Consider the following 16,604-nt stretch of genomic DNA (forward strand, 5'->3'; position numbering starts at 1 on the left):
AACGTGCGCTTTTCCGCCGGATTTCACTGGCGGAGTTTTGCTAACCCATTGAATTTCGTTTGGACGCACCTAGCGCCGCATCGGGCTGCCTTGGTGCAAGGCTGCCCATTGGACAACAACTGTCAGAAGCGGAACGCAGCGGTGACAGACAGAGTCTCGCCGCGCGGGCGGCCGCTGCCGTCCCTCGGCCCCGCTTCGTGGTGCAGCAACTCCCCCCGCAGCTGCAGCGCCCGGTTGAGAGAGACGCGCATGCCCAACCCAAACAGCGGCCCCTGCCGCTTGCCGTTTGAGGTCTCAGCCTGCAGCCCGCCCAGGGTGACTACACCGGTTGCCGGACCGAAATCATAGCCGGCATGGAGCCGCAGCTGGTGCGTTTCGTCTGCTTGAACGGCCTGTGTCAGCAGGCCGGTCTGGCCGGAGGCAACCGTGCCGCCAAAGATCAGGTTGCCGACCTCCTGAATGAATGCCAGCTGGAAAGAATGAGTCTCCGCGCTGCCGGCGCCGGATGCGGTGTGAACGGGGTTACTGAACACCGGCCCGGTCCACCCTTCTGCCGAACATGACTGGCCTAAAGTGACCGCCACCGCGAGGCCAGCGGCAAAAGCATGAATAAGTGCGGTTGTCCTAACCATTGGCATGTGGCTGTGCCTTTTCGAAATGCGCCGTTTCAGCGCGCCATCCCTTGGGCCCCAGTATCGCCATTAACGCTTAATATTTGGTTCCCGGAGCCATACTGCCAATATCCGCTCGCCCCGCATAGCGTTAAAAATTGCAGTTACACCATTAAAAGTAAGTGCATTTATTTAAAATCACTGTCTCAAGGCTTCGCGGACGCCGCTCCCAAGCCGAGTGAAATTTTTGTCGCTTTTTTCATCCTGGTCGCTAATGTGCTAGAAACCCCCTCCTAGCGTGGCAATTTGCAGCAAAACAGACGGGAGTCCGCATGCAGGGAGAACGCTGCCTTGTCAGCCTGATTTGCCGCACCATTGGTGCAGCACGCGGGCGTGCGGCCAGAGGACGGCCGCTTTGAGTTGGAAATCCAGAAACTTCCACTCACCCACCTGAAAGGCTCAAAATAATGAACGACCAAGCCTCCTCCTCCCGCGCCGGCCGCAGCGGCGGGCGCAATGCGCGCCGTGCAGCCCGGGCTGCCGCACTGCCGGACCATCTGCGCCCCGTGCGCCCGGGAATGGAATCCACCGCTTTGAAGATGCTCAGCCAGGCGGACATGGAGCAGATCCACCAGACCGCGCTGACCGCTCTTGAAGAGATCGGCCTGGCCGATGCTCCCCAAAGCGGCATCGATTACCTGACCGCAGCAGGCTGCACCTTGGGCGATGACGGCCGTATCCGCTTCCCCCGCGCCCTGGTCGAGGACACCATTGCCAAGGCGAACCGCTCCGTTACCCTCTACAGCCGCGACGGCAAGACCGACCTGCAGCTCTCCGGCGGGCGCGTCCATTACGGCACCGCCGGCGCCGCGGTCAGCATGGTGGACGTGCACGGCAAGACCTACCGCGATTCCACCGTGCAGGACTTGCACGACGCGGCCCGCATCTGCGACCAGCTCGACAATATCCACTTCGTCCAGCGACCGATGGTGTGCCGCGACATCGCCGACAACTGCGAGATGGATCTGAACTCGATCTACGCCACCACCGCCGGCACCACCAAGCATGTCGGTGTCTCCTTCACCGAGCCGGGGTTCGTGAAGCCGGGGCTGGAACTGCTGCACATGATTGCCGGCGGCGAAGACAAGTGGCGCGAGCGCCCCTTTGTCTCGAACTCCAACTGCTTTGTGGTTCCGCCGATGAAATTCGCCACGGAATCCTGCGAAGTGATGGAGGAATGCATCAAGGGCGGCATGCCGGTACTGCTGCTGTCGGCGGGCATGGCGGGTGCCACCGCTCCCTCCACCATTGCCGGCGCAATTGCCCAGGCGGTAGCGGAATGCCTGGCCGGACTGGTTTACGTAAACGCTGTAAAGCCCGGTGCCCCAGCGATTTTCGGCACTTGGCCGTTCGGCCTGGACCTGCGCACCGGCGCGATGTCCGTCGGCTCCGGCGAGCAAGCGCTGCTGACCGCTGGCTGCGCCCAGATGCACAAGTTCTACGACCTGCCCGGCGGCGCCGCTGCAGGCGCCTCGGATTCGAAAATGCCCGACATGCAGGCCGGCTGGGAGCAGATGTGCTCAGCCGTGATGGCAGGGCTATCCGGTCTCAACATGGTTTACGAGGCCGCGGGCATGCATGCCTCGCTGCTGGGCTTCTGTCATGAGTCGCTGATCCTCGACAACGATCTGCTGGGTCAGGCGCAACGCTGCGTGCGCGGCATCGAGGTGAACGAAGAGACACTGGCCCTGGACCAGATGCGTGCAACCTGCCTCGGCGGACCCGGCCACTATCTTGGCACCGACCAGACCCTCAGCCGGATGCAGATGGATTATGTCTATCCCGACCTGGGCGACCGGACCTCGCCCAAGGAATGGGCGGAGCGCGACAAGCCGGACCTGATCGAGAAGGCGATTGTGAAAAAGGAAAAGATCCTGTCGCAGCGCGCCGCGGCCCGGTTTGACGCCGCTACCGACATGGCGATCCGGGAGAAGTTCAACATCTATCTGCCGGCGTAACCGGCATTACCGCGTGCAAACGGGCCGGAAATTCCGGCCCGTTTTTCTGTGCCGTTTTGGCAAATCCCTGCCAGCTGGGCAAAGCGCTTGTTTGGCCTTGCTCCTTCCGCACAGCGAACCTGAAACCACTAAAACTTAAACTATTGGCTTTCACAGCCACCAACCTTGTGATAACCCTTTGTTAATAATGGATGTTTTGCAAATAGCGGCGCTCAGAAACGGGGTTAGGCCTGCAATTTTTCAGGCGCATTTCTGCAAAACCATCCTGCGAAAATGCAACGAGCAGTGTTACCGGAGTCTTCGGACGATTAGCACCGTTGGAAGTATGCAAAACACAATCGCCCCAAAGGCGCTGAAACCACAGCCTGAGGAAACGCAAAGCAGAGGTACGGATTGACGGCCATAGGCTGCACTTCTGTGCAGGCATGCCCCATGACGTTAACCAGTGAATCTGGCACCAGCAGGAAAAGCCCTTTTTCCCGGCCAGCTGTCAAATTCGGGCTAAGAGTTTTGGATCCGATGGCAGAGCAATTCACCGGCAAGCCGCGCCAGGAACCATTGCAAAACTCACCGGATAACCATCACCGGCAAATCTGCAGGACCATAATGCAAAAATGCAGCGCGAGACCGTATCCCGCGCTGCTCGCAGTCCTCAGAAGAACGCCTGCAAACCAGTCTGTGCCCGGCCCAGGATCAGAGCGTGCACATCATGGGTGCCTTCGTAGGTGTTCACGGTCTCCAGATTCACCATGTGGCGGATCACGTTGAACTCCAGGCTGATGCCATTGCCGCCATGCATGTCGCGGGCCATCCGGGCAATCTCCAGCGCCTTGCCGCAGTTGTTGCGCTTGATAATCGAGATCATCTCAGGCGCCGCATTGGCTTCATCCATCAGCCGCCCGACGCGCAGGGACGCCTGCAGGCCCAAGGTGATTTCGGTCTGCATATTCGCCAGTTTCAGCTGGAAAAGCTGGGTGTTGGCCAGCGGACGGCCGAACTGCGTGCGGTCCAGCCCGTACTGGCGCGCTGCGTGCCAGCAGGCCTCTGCCGCACCCATTGCGCCCCAGCTGATGCCGTAACGGGCGCGGTTCAAACACCCGAAAGGACCCTTAAGCCCTTGAACATGAGGCAGAAGTGCGTCTTCGCCAACTTCAACGCCGTCCATCACGATCTCGCCGGTGATCGACGCGCGCAGCGACGCCTTGTTCTGAATCTTCGGCGCGCTCAGACCCTTCAGGCCCTTGTCCAGAACAAAGCCGCGGATTTTGCCGCCATGCGCTTCGGACTTGGCCCAGACCACAAAAACATCTGCGATCGGCGCGTTGGAGATCCACATCTTGGAGCCGGTAAGCCGATAGCCCCCTTCGGTTTTTTCGGCCCGGGTCTTCATGCTGGCGGGGTCCGAACCGGCATCTGGTTCGGTCAGGCCAAAGCAGCCGATCCATTCGCCGGTGGCAAGTTTCGGCAGGTATTTCTGACGCTGCTCTTCGCTGCCGTATGCGTAGATGGGATACATCACCAGCGAGCTTTGCACCGACATCATCGAGCGGTAGCCGCTGTCGACACGCTCCACCTCGCGCGCGACCAAGCCATAAGAGACATAGCCGCCGCCGAGGCCGCCGTATTCTTCCGGAATGGTGGTGCCGAGCAGGCCCATCTCGCCCATCTCGCGGAAGATTTCCGGATCGGTTTCCTCGTTTTCATAAGCGCTTAGCACGCGCGGCTGAAGCTTTTCCTGGGCATAGGCGCGGGCCGAGGCGGAGATCATCCGCTCATCTTCGGTCAACTGGTCCTCCAGCCGCAGCGGGTCTTCCCAGTTGAAACGGCCCAGGTCCGGGGCATCTTTGGCGCGCAGTGCGGGTTTGTCGGTCATCTTGTCACCTCAGTGGTTCGCGATTTGGCCAAACCCTAACGGGAGGTGAACGGAAAAAACAGCGAGACTTTCGCAAGGATCCATGACAAACACTCATACATGTCTGTGCCTCGCAAATTTCTGCCGTCCATCTCCTCCCTGCGCGCGCTGGAAGCGCTGGACCGTCTGGGCAGCGCCTCCGCTGCCGCCGAGGAACTCGCGCTGACACAAGGCGCCGTCAGCCGCCAATTGCAAACGCTGGAACGGCAATTGGGGATGGAACTGGTGCAGCGGGATCAGAAACGGCTGATGCTGACCTCCGAAGCGCAGGATTACGCAGCGGAGATCCGCCAGGCGCTGAACCAGATCGTGCAATCCACCCTGCGTTTGCAGGCCGCGCCGCTGGCCGGCACGCTGAACCTGGCCATTCTTCCCGCCTTCGGGATGCGCTGGCTGATGCCGCGGCTGCCGGAATTTTCCCGGCTGCACCCGGATGTGACAATCAATATGGCCACCCGGCTGGAGCCTTTCAATTTCTCCACGGAACCCTTTGATGCGGCTATCCATTTCGGAAACGCTCAATGGCCCGGCACGCAATCCCTGCTGCTCAAGCACGAACAGCTGCTGCCGGTCTGTGCGCCGCAGCTTCTCGAGGGCCGGACAGTCACGGACCCCAAGGACATTCTGAAACTGCCGCTGCTGCACATTCAAACCCGGACCACCGCCTGGCGGGACTGGTTCGACCGGCAAGGGATCGTCGCCGATGACGGGTTGAGCGGCACGATCTATGATCAATTCGCAACCATCACCCAGGCTGCTCTGCATGGCCTTGGGGTGGCACTGATGCCGGATTACCTGGTGGAACAGGACCTAGCGACAGGCCGTCTGGTGGCGCTGCACCCGGAGCCGCTGGAGTCCGCCGGTGCCTATTACCTGGTCTGGCCGGAGCGGAAGTCAGGCGCGCCGGCGCTGATGAAATTCCGGGAGTGGCTGGCGGGCCAGGCGCAGCCAGAGGATCCGCTGCCGCGCTGACCGGCAGCGGAAATCAAGGGGGTGACATGTGTGCACCCCCTGTGCACCGCCTGTACACCCCCTGATGCCGTTTCAGCCGAGCGCGTAGCCCGCGCCGCGCACCGTGCGCACCGGGTCGCTGCCGCCGTGCTGGGTCAGCGCCTTGCGCAGCCGCCCGATGTGAACGTCGACGGTGCGGGTGTCGACATAGATGTCGCGGCCCCAGACCCGGTCCAAGAGCTGCTCGCGGCTCCACACCCGGCCCGGCTTCTCCATGAAGGTGGAGAGCAGACGGAATTCCGTCGGCCCCAGCTTCAGCGGATTGTCGGCGCGGCTGACCTTGTGGGTTTCCGCATCCAGCACGATATCGTCGTACTCCAGCCGCACCCCCACGGTCGAAGGCCGCACCCGGCGCAGCTGGGTGCGCACCCGCGCCATCAGCTCGATCACCGAATAGGGTTTGACCACGTAATCATCGGCGCCGGTCTCCAGGCCGCGCACCTTGTCGACCTCTTCCGAGCGGGCCGACAGCATGATCACCGGAATGTTGCGGGTTTCCGGACGGGTTTTCAGCCGGCGGCACACTTCGATGCCGCTGAGGTTGGGCATCATCCAGTCGAGGATGATGATGTCGGGCATGTCCTCCTCGACCACCAGCAGCGCCTCTTCGCCATGTTCGGCGCGCAGCACCCGGAAGCCGTCGGCCTCGAGGTTGTAGGCCAGCACTTCCCGCTGGGCCATTTCATCTTCAACAACAAGAACGGTGGGCTGATCGGCAGCCATCGGTCAGATCTCCTGCGGTGTCGTCGAGGTCGTGTCAGCTTTCTTGCGGTCTTCCTCCGGCTTCTCGCCGGTCACCAGATAGATCACCTGCTCGGCAATCGCGGTCACGTGGTCGCCCATGCGCTCGGTGTTTTTTGCAATGAAATGCAAGTGCATACAGGCCGAAATGTTGCGCGGGTCTTCCATCATGTGGGTCAGGAATTCGCGGAACAGGGCGTTGTACATCTGGTCCACATCGCGGTCGCGCGCGATCACGTCGGCGGCCAGCTCAGGGTCGCGCTGGATGTAGGAGTCCAGAGCATCCTTGAGCATCCGCTCCACCTCGCGCGCCATCCGGCGCAGGGCGGCGGCGCCTTCGGTGATGTCAGGACCCTGGGCCAGGACAGCGGTGCGCTTGGCCATGTTTTTCGCATAATCACCAATGCGTTCCAGGTTGCCGGCGATCTTCATCACCGACAGCACCAGGCGCAGGTCGGAGGCCGTGGGCGAGCGCAGCGCGATCAGCCGGGCGGTTTCCTCGTTGATCAGCTCTTCCAGCCCGTCAATCGCCTTGTCGCCCTGGCGCACCGTCAGCGCCAGTTCCTCGTCGCGGGTTTCCAGCGCGCGGGCCGCCTCGCGGATGGCGTCCTCGACCAGGCCGCCCATTTTCATAATCCGGGCCTGGATTGCCTCCAGATCGCGGTCGAATGCCGATGCAATATGCTGTTCTACCATGTTGATATTCCTATAGATCAGCCGATCCGGCCGGTGATGTAGCTTTCGGTGCGCGGATCTTCGGGGTTGGTGAAGATCTGGCCGGTGGGGCCGAATTCCACCAGATTGCCGAGGTGGAAGAACGCGGTCTTCTGGCTGACCCGGGCGGCCTGCTGCATCGAGTGGGTGACAATCACCACCGAATACCGGCTGCGCAGCTCGTCGATCAGCTCCTCGACCTGGGCGGTGGCGATCGGGTCGAGCGCCGAGCAGGGTTCGTCCATCAGCAGAACTTCGGGCTCAGTCGCGACGGCGCGGGCGATGCACAGGCGCTGCTGCTGGCCGCCGGACAGGCCGGTGCCGGGGGCGTCCAGACGGTCCTTCACCTCATCCCAGATCGCACCGCGTCGCAGGGATTTTTCAACGATTTCATCCAGTTCCGCCTTGTTCTTGGCCAGACCGTGGATGCGCGGGCCATAGGCCACGTTGTCATAGATCGACTTGGGGAACGGGTTCGGCTTCTGGAACACCATGCCGACCTTGGCGCGCAGCTGCACCGGATCGACGCGCTTGTCGTAGATGTCCTCGCCATCCAGCAGGATGTCGCCCTTGACGCGGCAGATGTCGATGGTGTCGTTCATCCGGTTGAGGCAGCGCAGGAAGGTCGACTTGCCGCAGCCCGACGGGCCGATGAAGGCAGTGACGGTCTTGTCCTCGATCTCGACGTTCACGTCTTTGATCGCGTGGCTGTCGCCGTAGTAGACGTTCACATCCTTGGCGGCGATTTTGATTTTCTGAGTGTCCACGGTGTTATCCATCAAGGTCATGTCGTTCATTACTATGCCCCCTTACCAGCGGCGTTCAAAGCGGCGTCGCAGGATCACCGCGAGGGTGTTCATGGTCACCAGGAAGATGAGAAGGATGATGATGCCGCCCCAGGCGCGTTCATAGAACGCCGGGTCGGCGCGTTTGGCCCACTCGTAGATCTGCGCGGGCATCGCCGAGTTCGGCGCCAGCAGGCCGTCGGCCAGGGTTTCCGGCGCGTTGGAGGCGATGAAGCCGACCATGCCGATCAGCAAGAGCGGTGCGGTTTCCCCCAGCGCCTGGGCCAGGCCGATGATGGTGCCGGTCAGGATGCCGGGCGCGGCCAGCGGCAGCACGTGGTGGAACACCGCCTGCATCTTGGAGGCGCCGACACCGAGGGCGGCGTCGCGGATCGACGGCGGCACCGATTTCAGCGAGGCGCGGGTGGAGATGATGATGGTCGGCAGGGTCATCAGCGTCAGCACCAGGCCGCCCACCAGCGGCGCCGAGGTCGGCAGGTGCATGTAGTTGATGAAGACCGCCAGGCCCAGGATGCCGAACACGATCGACGGCACCGCGGCGAGGTTGGAGATGTTCACCTCGATCAGGTCGGTGAGCCAGTTCTGCGGCGCAAATTCCTCGAGGTAGATCGAGGCAGCGACGCCGATCGGCAGCGCCAGCGCCAGCACCACAAACATCATGAACAGCGAGCCCAGCATCGACACGCCCATGCCGGCCGCTTCGGGGCGGGCGTCAGAGGCATCGGCGCCGGTGATGAAGTCGAGGTTGAAGGTCTTCTCCAGCACCCCGGCAGCGGCCAAAGCATCAACAAGATCAAGCTGTTCGGGCGAGATGTTCTTGTCGTTGACGATGCTGTCGCGGGTGACGCGGCCCTTCATGTAGCCGTCGACCCGGCCGGAGGCGAGGAAGCGGAACTCCACCGTCTGGCCGATCTGGTCCGGGTTGGCGATCACATAGTCGCGCAGCTGGGCGGCGACGTCCTTGGACAGGATGCCGGCCAGTTCCTTGGCCTTGAGGCCGGTCTCGATGCCGTACTCCTCAACCGCCGCTTCCATCGCGGTCTTGATGATCGGGGCATAGCCGAAGGTGGTGACCTTCTTGATGTCCTCGATATTGCGCTCACCCTTCTTGTCGAGCTTGCTTTCCAGCAGCTCCACTTTCAGGGTCACAAAGGTCTGCTGGAAGGCGCCGGTGCCCTTGCCGACGATGGTGGTCACCAGGATCAGCAGCATGATGAGGCCCGCGGTGATGGCGGCGATGCCATAGGCGCGGAAACGCGTTTCGGCTGCATTGCGCCGCTTGGTGCGCGGGGTCTGCTCCAGCAGCGAGCCGCCGTGCTTGCGGGGTTCCGCGCCTGCGGGGGATTGGCTGAGGTCAGTCATTATTCGTACTGCTCCCGGTATTTGCGCACGATGTAGAGCGCCAGGACGTTCAGGCCGAGGGTCAGGACAAACAGGGTCAGGCCCAAGGCAAAGGCAACGAGGGTTTCGGGGCTGGCAAAATCGGTGTCGCCGGTCAGCTGGCTGACGATACGGGTGGTGATGGTGGTCATCGATTCCAGCGGGTTGATCGAGAACTTGGCAATCGCCCCTGCCCCCATCACCACGATCATGGTCTCGCCGATGGCGCGCGAGGCGGCCAGCAGCACCGCGCCGACGATGCCCGGCAGCGCTGCCGGCATCACCACCTGGCGCACGGTTTCGGATTTGGTGGCGCCCAGGCCCAGCGAGCCGTCGCGCATCGCCTGCGGTACCGCGTTGATGATGTCATCTGACAGCGAGGAGACGAAGGGGATCAACATGATGCCCATCACCAGTCCGGCAGTCAGCACGGAGGTCGCGCCGGCCATCCATTCGACGCCCAAGAGGCCGCCCTTGGCAAAAAGGTTTGCCAGCGCCGGACCCACGGTCAGCAGCGCGAACAGGCCGTAAACGATGGTCGGGATGCCCGCCAGGATCTCCAGCAGCGGCTTGGCAAAGGAGCGCACAGCGCCGCTGGCGTATTCCGAAAGGTAAATGGCGGCAAACAGGCCCACCGGCACCGCCACCAAGAGCGCGATGAAGGAGATGTAGAGCGTGCCCCACAAGAGCGGCAGGATCGACAGGTCGCTGTCGCCGCGGAAGTTCGGCGCCCAGGTGGAGCCGAAGAAGAAGTCGGTCCAGCTGTGCAGGCCAAAGAAGTTCTTGGTCTCGAACAGCATCGACAGGACGATGCCGACCGTGGTCAGGATCGCCAGCGAGGCGGCCAGGATCAGCAGCGCCAGAACTACGCGCTCCACCACGTTGCGGGCGCGGAAATCCTTGTGGGTGCGGCTGTGCGCCCAGGCAAAGCCGCCAAGCGCCAGCAGCGCAACAACCACGGTCATTGCGGTTTTGCCGGTATGCGACAGGTTGCGGTAGGCCTGGGCCGCGGTCAGAACCTCGGGGCGCACATCGGAGCCGAGGGCAACGCCGACCTCGCCCAGGAGGGCGCGCAGGTCCTGCTCGCCGCTGGTAGCTTCGCGGGCCTGGCGGCGGGTCAGAAGCTCCTGCTCCACCGCCAGATCCAGCCCTTCGGCAACCCGGCGCACGTCGCTCATCACCAGACCGAGGGTCGAGTTTTCCGGAACCGCCTCAGCCGGGATCATGCCAGACACACGGTTCTCGATGATCAGCGGCTGGGCCAGCAGCCAGATGGCCAGAACCGCGATGGCAGGCACAAAGGATACCAGCGCAACATGATAGCCGTAATAGGACGGCAGCGAATGCAGTTCTCTTGCATCGCCCCCGGCGGTTTTGAGCGCGCGGCTGCGCCCCCAGTAAAAACCCGCTGCGGACAGCGCAAGCAGGAGAACAACGAGCCAGAAAGTGGGCATGGAGGGCTCCGTTAGGCGGTGACGGAAAGGGAAACAGCGTCGGGGACCGGGAAAAACAGCGCCGGGGCAGAAGGATCCGCCCCGGCAAATTTCATCCTATCGCGGGGCAGATCAGGAGTTGCCGCCGATGACAGCTTCGCTGGCGACGGTTTCCTGGGTTTCAGCCAGTTCCGGGTCTGCCACCAGGCCGTATTCGGCCAGCGGGCCGTCTTCGCCTGCGACTTCGTCAGCCACGAAGAATTCAGCATATTCCTTGAGGCCCGGGATCACGCCGATGTGGGCTTTCTTCACGTAGAAGAACAGCGGGCGGGAGACCGGGTATTCGCCGGTTGCGATGGATTCGGTCGAGGGCACAACGCCGGACATGGTTGCGACCTGCAGCTTGTCGGTGTTGTTTTCGTAGAAGGCCAGGCCAAAGACGCCGATGCCGTCCTTGTTGGATTCGATGCGGGCCAGGGTCTCGGTGTAGTCGCCGTCGATGTCGACCGATTTGCCGTCGGTGCGCAGGGCGATACAGGCTTTTTCAGCAGCTTTCTTGTCGCCGCCGTTGGCTTCCATGAAGGCTTCAAAGGCGCCGGTTTCCTCACAGCCTGCCAGGATCACCTTGTCTTCGAACACTTCGCGGGTGCCGTGCTTGGTGCCCGGAACAAAGGCCTGGATGTCGACAGCCGGGAAATCCGGGTTCACGTCGGCCCAGGTGGTGTTCGGGTTGCCGGCCAGCTGGCCGTCGACCAGAACCTTGTCGGACAGCGCCAGGAACCAGTCGGACGGGGTGAATTCAAAACCGTTGGCGTTGATGTCGGAGGCAAAGACGATGCCGTCATAGCCGATGCGGACCTCGATGATGTCGGTCACGCCGTTTTCGGCACAGGCGGCGATTTCGCTGTCCTTGATCTGGCGGGAGGCATTGGCGACGTCGATGGTGTTTTCGCCCACACCTTCGCAGAACCGCTTGAGGCCCGCGGAGGAGCCGCCGGATTCCACAACCGGGGTCGGGAAGTCGAAGTTCTCGCCAAAGGCTTCGGCCACGATAGAGGCATAGGGCAGAACGGTCGACGAACCGGCAACCTGCACCTGGTCGCGCGCGGCTGCTGCGGTGGCAGAAACGGCGGAAATTGCCAGGGCGGAAGCGGTCAGTTTCACAAAGGACATCTTTTGTCTCCATGAGTTTTCAAGGTTCGATCACCCCCTCGATGATCTTGGCGCATCACCTAGAGGCCGCTGATGAGGCTTTTGTGACACCAGTGTAACAGCTTCATGACAAACCCGGTCCGGGCGGAAAAAAATGTGTCATGAACCGGCAAGCCGCCGCCGGGGAGATCCGGCGGCGGCTTCTGCGCAAATGACCATGCGGCGTGTGGTTATTCCGGCAGGATCACCGTGAAAACAGAACCTTGGCCCAGTTCGCTTTCGACTCGCAGCCGTCCGCGGTGGCGGTTGATGATGTGTTTTACAATTGCCAGGCCCAGACCGGTGCCGCCCATCTCGCGCGAGCGGTGGCTGTCGGCGCGGTAGAAGCGTTCGGTCAGGCGCGGCAGGTGGACGGGGTCGATTCCCGCTCCGTTGTCGATCACTTGGACGCGGGCGGCCGGGGCCCGCACCGATGGGTCGCGATCGGTATGGCTTAGCACGACGCGGACCTCGTCGCCGCCGTATTTAACCGCGTTTTCCACCAGGTTGATGAAGACCTGCTGCAGCTGGTCCGGATCGCCGGTGACCGACACGGCATCGTCCGGCGCCTCCAGTTTCATCTGCACGCCGCGGGCCTCGGCCACCGGCAGCAGCGTCTTGAGGGTGGAGGCCAGATGGGCGGTCAGATCGACCTTCTGTTTTGGCCGCACCCGTTCTTCGCTTTCCACCCGGTTCAGGGACAACAGGTCGCCCACCAGGCGGTTCATCCGGCTGGCCTCGCCCTCCATGATGGTGAGGAAGCGGTCGCGGGCCTGCGCGTCCTCGCGGGCCGGGCCGCGCAGGGTTTCGATGAAACCGATCAGCGCGGTCAGCGGCGTGCGCAGTTCGTGGCTGACATTGGCGACAAAGTCGCGGCGCATCTGGCCGGCTTGCTCGCGTTCGGTGACGTCGTCGAAACAGGCCAGAACCGCGCCGCCGCCGACGGCGCCGATACCGGGCACATAGCGCAGGGTGACGGCAAAGGTGGTGTCCTGCGCACCGTCATTGGCGAGATGGCGAGCCACGCGCGGGTTGCGGTCGCGCAGGCAGCCTTCGATGGCGGTGGCCACGCTGGGCTGGCGCAGGATGGTGGCGAAATGGCGCCCCTTCACCCCCTGCCCCAGCAGCGTCGCGGCTTCGGTATTCACCGCGATGAACCGCTCGGTCTGGTCCACCAGCACCGCGGGCAGCGGGATGGCCGCCAGAAACCCGTCAATCAGCTCCGTCGTCATCAGATCCCCGTCGTTGAGAGTCCGGCCTGCCTAGCGCCGCAATGTAAACGCCGTGTGGCAGCCCCCATTCAGCCAGCGCAAAAACCGGGGCGGGCCCGTCTGCTCACAGCGGTTTCAGCTCTGCCCGGAACCGGCGCATGTTGTCCTGATAGAGCAGCGCGCTTTGGGTAAGTTTCTCTGCCAGCGCAGCATCGACCTCGCGCACCACCTTGCCGGGGCTGCCCATTACCAGCGAGTTGTCGGGGATTTCCTTGTTCTCGGTGATCAGGGCGCCGGCGCCGATCAGGCAGTTCTTGCCGATCTTTGCGCCGTTGAGGATGGTCGCCCCCATTCCGACCAGGGTGTTTTCGCCTATTGTGCAGCCGTGCAGCATCGCCTTGTGGCCGATGGTGCAGTTTTTGCCGATGGTCAGCGGGTAGCCGGCATCAATGTGCATCACCACGTTTTCCTGCACATTGGTGCCCTCGCAGAGGCGGATTTCCTCGTGGTCGGCGCGGATGGTGACGCCGAACCAGACCGAAGACCCCGCCTCCATCACCACCTTGCCGATCAGATTGGCATCGGGGGCAACCCAGGTGTCCTCGTGGATCTGCGGCTGGTGGTCTCCTAGTGCGTAAAGGGTCATGACTGTTCCTCGAATTGGGTTTGCAGGGCGCGCACATGCTCCTGCAGCTTGGGCTGCTGGATCCGGCGCATCCGCTCGGCCTCGACGATGGTTTTCAGCTTGGCTTCGGTCTGGTCCAGATCGTCATTGACCAGCACGTAATCGTAATAGCCCCAGTGGCTGATTTCGTCCCAGCTTTTCTGCATCCGCTTGCCGATCACCTCGTCACTGTCCTGAGCGCGGCTTTCCAGGCGGCGGCGCAGCTCCGGGATCGAGGGCGGCAGGATGAAGATCGACAGCGCATGCTTGCCCAGGTCGGAGTTGCGGATCTGGATTTCCCCCTGCCAGTCGACGTCGAACAGCACGTCCTGGCCAGCCTCGATGGTTTCTTTTACCGGGCCTGCCGGGGAGCCGTAGAAATTGCCGAACACGTGGGCGTGCTCCAGCATGCCGCCTTCAGCCACCTTCTGCCGGAACTCGTCCTCGGACATGAAAAAGTACTCGCGGCCATGCTCCTCGCCCGGGCGCGGGGCGCGGGTGGTGGCGGAGACCGAGAACTTGAGGCCAGGGTCCCAGGCCATCAGGCGGCGGGCCAGAGTGGATTTGCCTGCGCCCGAAGGCGATGAGAGGATGATCAAAAGGCCGCGGCGGTCCGCCATCTGGGCACTCCTTTTCTTATTCTATGTTCTGCACCTGCTCGCGCATCTGGTCGATCACGGTTTTCAGCTCAAGCCCCACCGCCGTCAAGGCGCTGTGCTGCGCTTTTGAACAGAGCGTGTTGGCCTCGCGGTTGAATTCCTGCATGAGGAAGTCGAGCCGGCGGCCCACGGCCCCGCCCTTGACCAGCAGGTCGCGTGCCGCCTCCACATGGGCGCCAAGGCGGTCCAGTTCTTCGGTCACGTCCGCCTTGACCGCAATCAGCGCCAGTTCCTGCGCGACGCGGTCCGGATCTGCGCCATCGGCGTTGTCCAGCACCCGGGCCAGATTGGCCTTGAAGGTTTCGGCCATTTTCACCTTGCGCTCGCCAGCGCGGGCGCCCGCTTGGGCGGTGAGCGAGGCAACCTGCTCGAGCTGGCCGTTAAGGATTACGGCAAGCGCGGCGCCCTCGGCCTCGCGCATCTGCACGAATTCCGCCACAAGGGTTTCCAGTTCCTTGCTCAGCGCCTTGACCAGCGGCGCCGGGTCGTCGTCGGTTGCGGCCTGCTCCAGCACGCCTTTGAAGGCCAGCACCTCGGCGGCGGAGGCCGGGCGGATGCCGACCCGGTTCTGCTGGGCGATGGACTGCGCCTCGCCCAGGGCCTTGATCACCGACTGCAGCACTGCATTGTTGATCTGAACCTGCGCGGCACTGTCTTCGGTCCTGGACACCCGCAAGGTCAGCGAGACATTGCCCCGTGCCAGCGCCTTGGACAGAACCGAGCGGATATGGTTTTCAAGGCCGTCCAGCCAGTCCGGAACCCGCAGCCGGATGTCCAGCCCCTTGGCATTGACCGAGCGGAGTTCCCAGCTCCAGCTGTGCTGTCCGGAACTGCCCTGCGCCGAGGCAAAGGCGGTCATGCTGCGGATGGTCATGGGTGAGGCCCTCTCGTCGCTGGTGATTGGTCAGCTCTACTGTCTCGAAAGTATAGGGCGCAAGCGCAATCGCATAAACGGTGCTACCCCTGCGCGTTAACCATTGCTTAAAGAAGTAGTCCAAATTTGAATTAGATTGTGTCATCTTAACTTCAGGGTAACCATACCGGCCCTAAGTGTTAACACAGCCGCCGGCTGTCGGGGACGCAAAGCACGCCGGGGTTGAAGGGGATATGAGATGATTTTTGGCAGCCGCAGCGGTACCGGGACGACGAACAGTCAGGACAAGGTTGTTTCCATGAACCGGTTCCGCAAAGGCGGGCCGCTGTCGCCGCTGCGCCAGGCGGAGGCCTATTGGACGGCGCTGCGCCGCGGCGATGATGTGCCGAGCCGGTCGCAGATCGATCCGCGCGGGCTGGAGAATATCCTGAGCCACACGTTCATTCTGGAGCGGATCGCACCGGGCATCGCCCGTTTCCGCCTGGCCGGGTCGATGGTGAATGACATGGCCGGCATGGAAGTGCGCGGCATGCCGATCACCGCCTTCTTTACCACCGATGCGCGCAAGCAGCTGAGCTCGGCGATGGAGCACATGTTCGAGACGCCGGCGATCGTGGAGCTGGAGCTGCAGATCGAAGCACCGCGCCTGCGCACCCCGCGCGAGGCCCGCATGCTGCTGCTGCCGCTGCGCAGCGACCTGGGCGACATCAGCCGGGTGCTGGGCGTGCTGGTGGCGGATGAAGGCGACACGGTCACCTCGCAGCGGTTCGCGATCTCCTCGATCGAGATGCGCGCAGTCGCCAAGGTGAAAGGCACAGCCGGGTTCAAGGCCAAGCCGCGCCCTGACACCACGCCTGCCGACAAGGTAGAGCGCCGTGACGTGAACCAGCCCAACCCGGGCTTTGCCGAAACCCAGGCGCGGTTCAAGCCGGAGCGTTCCATTCTGGACGAGGCCAAGGCGCTGCTGGAGCGCAGCCGGGCGGCCAGACCCGCAGCGCCGGTGGAGACACCCGCGGCGGCACCGGCCAAGCCCAAGGGCGCGCCGCACCTGCGTCTGGTGGTCAGCCGCGACTGACAGGCCGTACTGCACAGTTCTTATCATTCAAGTACAGGTCATAGCACTTGAATTGACTGCGCCCCGAGGGAGAACCCCCGGGGCGCCTTTTTTTGTTCGCAAGCACCGTGGAAAGGCCGCGCACCCGCGGCCGGTCCGGTGTCAGCCGGCCTGACGGGCCTTCTGAGCGGCACGCAGGGCGGACAGCTCCTCTGCCACCAGGAAGGCCAGCTCCAGCGACTGGCTGGCGTTCAGGCGCGGATCGCAGGCGGTGTGGTAACGGTCGCTCAGGTCCTCTTCGGTCACCGCGCGCACGCCGCCGGTG

16 protein-coding genes are annotated in these 16,604 nt (G+C 63.0%); 3 read left to right on the plus strand and 13 right to left on the minus strand.

The features are described from left to right. Positions 1 to 122: 122 nt before the first annotated feature. Positions 123 to 533 (minus strand): hypothetical protein, encoded by a 411-nt coding sequence (locus tag ACFMBG_RS14645; RefSeq protein ID WP_421055439.1) that lies wholly within the window; start codon positions 531 to 533, stop codon positions 123 to 125. 545 nt (positions 534 to 1,078) lie between these two features. Here ACFMBG_RS14645 and ACFMBG_RS14650 point away from each other — a divergent pair. Beyond that, on the plus strand, positions 1,079 to 2,629 hold the full coding sequence (locus tag ACFMBG_RS14650) for a trimethylamine methyltransferase family protein (RefSeq protein WP_421055440.1): 1,551 nt from the start codon (positions 1,079 to 1,081) through the stop codon (positions 2,627 to 2,629). 652 nt (positions 2,630 to 3,281) lie between these two features. Here ACFMBG_RS14650 and ACFMBG_RS14655 read toward each other — a convergent pair. Next, a complete protein-coding gene (locus ACFMBG_RS14655) occupies positions 3,282 to 4,502 on the minus strand; it encodes an acyl-CoA dehydrogenase (RefSeq protein ID WP_421055441.1) in 1,221 nt (406 codons plus the stop codon). Between the two features lie 99 nt (positions 4,503 to 4,601). Between ACFMBG_RS14655 and ACFMBG_RS14660 the strand changes: the two genes are divergently transcribed. Further along, on the plus strand, positions 4,602 to 5,513 hold the full coding sequence (locus ACFMBG_RS14660) for a LysR family transcriptional regulator (RefSeq protein WP_421055442.1): 912 nt from the start codon (positions 4,602 to 4,604) through the stop codon (positions 5,511 to 5,513). A 72-nt stretch (positions 5,514 to 5,585) separates the two neighbouring features. On the opposite strand, the gene phoB is transcribed toward ACFMBG_RS14660, so the two are convergent. The 10 genes from phoB to ACFMBG_RS14710 all read right to left on the minus strand — a co-directional run bounded on the left by phoB (position 5,586) and on the right by ACFMBG_RS14710 (position 15,225). Continuing rightward, on the minus strand, positions 5,586 to 6,275 hold the full coding sequence (gene phoB, locus ACFMBG_RS14665; RefSeq protein WP_058286894.1) for a phosphate regulon transcriptional regulator PhoB: 690 nt from the start codon (positions 6,273 to 6,275) through the stop codon (positions 5,586 to 5,588). A gap of 3 nt (positions 6,276 to 6,278) precedes the next feature. Beyond that, positions 6,279 to 6,989, minus strand: a complete 711-nt coding sequence (phoU, locus tag ACFMBG_RS14670) for a phosphate signaling complex protein PhoU (protein WP_421055443.1) — start codon at positions 6,987 to 6,989, stop codon at positions 6,279 to 6,281. Positions 6,990 to 7,006: 17 nt separating this feature from the next. Continuing rightward, entirely contained in the window at positions 7,007 to 7,804 is a 798-nt protein-coding gene (pstB, locus tag ACFMBG_RS14675) for a phosphate ABC transporter ATP-binding protein PstB (RefSeq protein WP_421055444.1), read from the minus strand. Between the two features lie 12 nt (positions 7,805 to 7,816). Beyond that, positions 7,817 to 9,175 (minus strand): phosphate ABC transporter permease PstA, encoded by a 1,359-nt coding sequence (gene pstA / locus ACFMBG_RS14680; protein WP_421055445.1) that lies wholly within the window; start codon positions 9,173 to 9,175, stop codon positions 7,817 to 7,819. Next, the gene (gene pstC, locus ACFMBG_RS14685; RefSeq protein ID WP_421055446.1) at positions 9,175 to 10,647 is read right to left on the minus strand and encodes a phosphate ABC transporter permease subunit PstC; all 1,473 of its coding nucleotides are present in this window, start codon (positions 10,645 to 10,647) and stop codon (positions 9,175 to 9,177) included. The genes pstA and pstC overlap by 1 nt, the downstream gene beginning before the upstream one ends. A 111-nt stretch (positions 10,648 to 10,758) precedes the next feature. Beyond that, complete coding sequence (locus ACFMBG_RS14690) at positions 10,759 to 11,799, minus strand: substrate-binding domain-containing protein (RefSeq protein ID WP_421055447.1); 1,041 nt, start codon at positions 11,797 to 11,799, stop codon at positions 10,759 to 10,761. Positions 11,800 to 12,008: 209 nt separating this feature from the next. After that, a complete protein-coding gene (locus ACFMBG_RS14695; protein ID WP_421055448.1) occupies positions 12,009 to 13,049 on the minus strand; it encodes a sensor histidine kinase in 1,041 nt (346 codons plus the stop codon). 103 nt (positions 13,050 to 13,152) lie between these two features. After that, entirely contained in the window at positions 13,153 to 13,674 is a 522-nt protein-coding gene (locus ACFMBG_RS14700) for a gamma carbonic anhydrase family protein (RefSeq protein WP_421055449.1), read from the minus strand. Next, positions 13,671 to 14,312 carry a guanylate kinase gene (gene gmk, locus ACFMBG_RS14705; RefSeq protein ID WP_421055450.1) on the minus strand — a complete coding sequence of 214 codons (642 nt, stop codon included), beginning with the start codon at positions 14,310 to 14,312 and terminating at the stop codon, positions 13,671 to 13,673. The genes ACFMBG_RS14700 and gmk overlap by 4 nt, the downstream gene beginning before the upstream one ends. A gap of 16 nt (positions 14,313 to 14,328) precedes the next feature. Beyond that, positions 14,329 to 15,225, minus strand: a complete 897-nt coding sequence (locus tag ACFMBG_RS14710; protein ID WP_421055451.1) for a YicC/YloC family endoribonuclease — start codon at positions 15,223 to 15,225, stop codon at positions 14,329 to 14,331. Between the two features lie 238 nt (positions 15,226 to 15,463). Here ACFMBG_RS14710 and ACFMBG_RS14715 point away from each other — a divergent pair, with 238 nt between their 5' ends. Continuing rightward, positions 15,464 to 16,300 carry a PAS domain-containing protein gene (locus ACFMBG_RS14715; RefSeq protein ID WP_421055452.1) on the plus strand — a complete coding sequence of 279 codons (837 nt, stop codon included), beginning with the start codon at positions 15,464 to 15,466 and terminating at the stop codon, positions 16,298 to 16,300. A gap of 141 nt (positions 16,301 to 16,441) precedes the next feature. On the opposite strand, the gene ACFMBG_RS14720 is transcribed toward ACFMBG_RS14715, so the two are convergent. Then, positions 16,442 to 16,604 (minus strand): 3-deoxy-7-phosphoheptulonate synthase (locus ACFMBG_RS14720; protein ID WP_421055453.1); only part of this gene is annotated, 163 nt, incomplete at its 5' end.

This window comes from Leisingera coralii (genome assembly GCF_049056525.1).
Classification (GTDB): Bacteria; Pseudomonadota; Alphaproteobacteria; order Rhodobacterales; family Rhodobacteraceae; genus Leisingera; species Leisingera coralii.

Excerpts from the sequence above, each read along its gene's own strand:
- ACFMBG_RS14650 (WP_421055440.1), top strand. The coding sequence starts at position 1,079 with ATGAACGACCAAGCCTCCTCCTCCCGCGCCGGCCGCAGCGGCGGGCGC.
- ACFMBG_RS14655 (WP_421055441.1), bottom strand. The coding sequence starts at position 4,502 with ATGACCGACAAACCCGCACTGCGCGCCAAAGATGCCCCGGACCTGGGC.
- ACFMBG_RS14660 (WP_421055442.1), top strand. The coding sequence starts at position 4,602 with ATGTCTGTGCCTCGCAAATTTCTGCCGTCCATCTCCTCCCTGCGCGCG.
- phoB (WP_058286894.1), bottom strand. The coding sequence starts at position 6,275 with ATGGCTGCCGATCAGCCCACCGTTCTTGTTGTTGAAGATGAAATGGCC.
- phoU (WP_421055443.1), bottom strand. The coding sequence starts at position 6,989 with ATGGTAGAACAGCATATTGCATCGGCATTCGACCGCGATCTGGAGGCA.
- pstB (WP_421055444.1), bottom strand. The coding sequence starts at position 7,804 with ATGAACGACATGACCTTGATGGATAACACCGTGGACACTCAGAAAATC.
- pstA (WP_421055445.1), bottom strand. The coding sequence starts at position 9,175 with ATGACTGACCTCAGCCAATCCCCCGCAGGCGCGGAACCCCGCAAGCAC.
- pstC (WP_421055446.1), bottom strand. The coding sequence starts at position 10,647 with ATGCCCACTTTCTGGCTCGTTGTTCTCCTGCTTGCGCTGTCCGCAGCG.
- ACFMBG_RS14690 (WP_421055447.1), bottom strand. The coding sequence starts at position 11,799 with ATGTCCTTTGTGAAACTGACCGCTTCCGCCCTGGCAATTTCCGCCGTT.
- ACFMBG_RS14695 (WP_421055448.1), bottom strand. The coding sequence starts at position 13,049 with ATGACGACGGAGCTGATTGACGGGTTTCTGGCGGCCATCCCGCTGCCC.
- ACFMBG_RS14700 (WP_421055449.1), bottom strand. The coding sequence starts at position 13,674 with ATGACCCTTTACGCACTAGGAGACCACCAGCCGCAGATCCACGAGGAC.
- gmk (WP_421055450.1), bottom strand. The coding sequence starts at position 14,312 with ATGGCGGACCGCCGCGGCCTTTTGATCATCCTCTCATCGCCTTCGGGC.
- ACFMBG_RS14710 (WP_421055451.1), bottom strand. The coding sequence starts at position 15,225 with ATGACCATCCGCAGCATGACCGCCTTTGCCTCGGCGCAGGGCAGTTCC.
- ACFMBG_RS14715 (WP_421055452.1), top strand. The coding sequence starts at position 15,464 with ATGATTTTTGGCAGCCGCAGCGGTACCGGGACGACGAACAGTCAGGAC.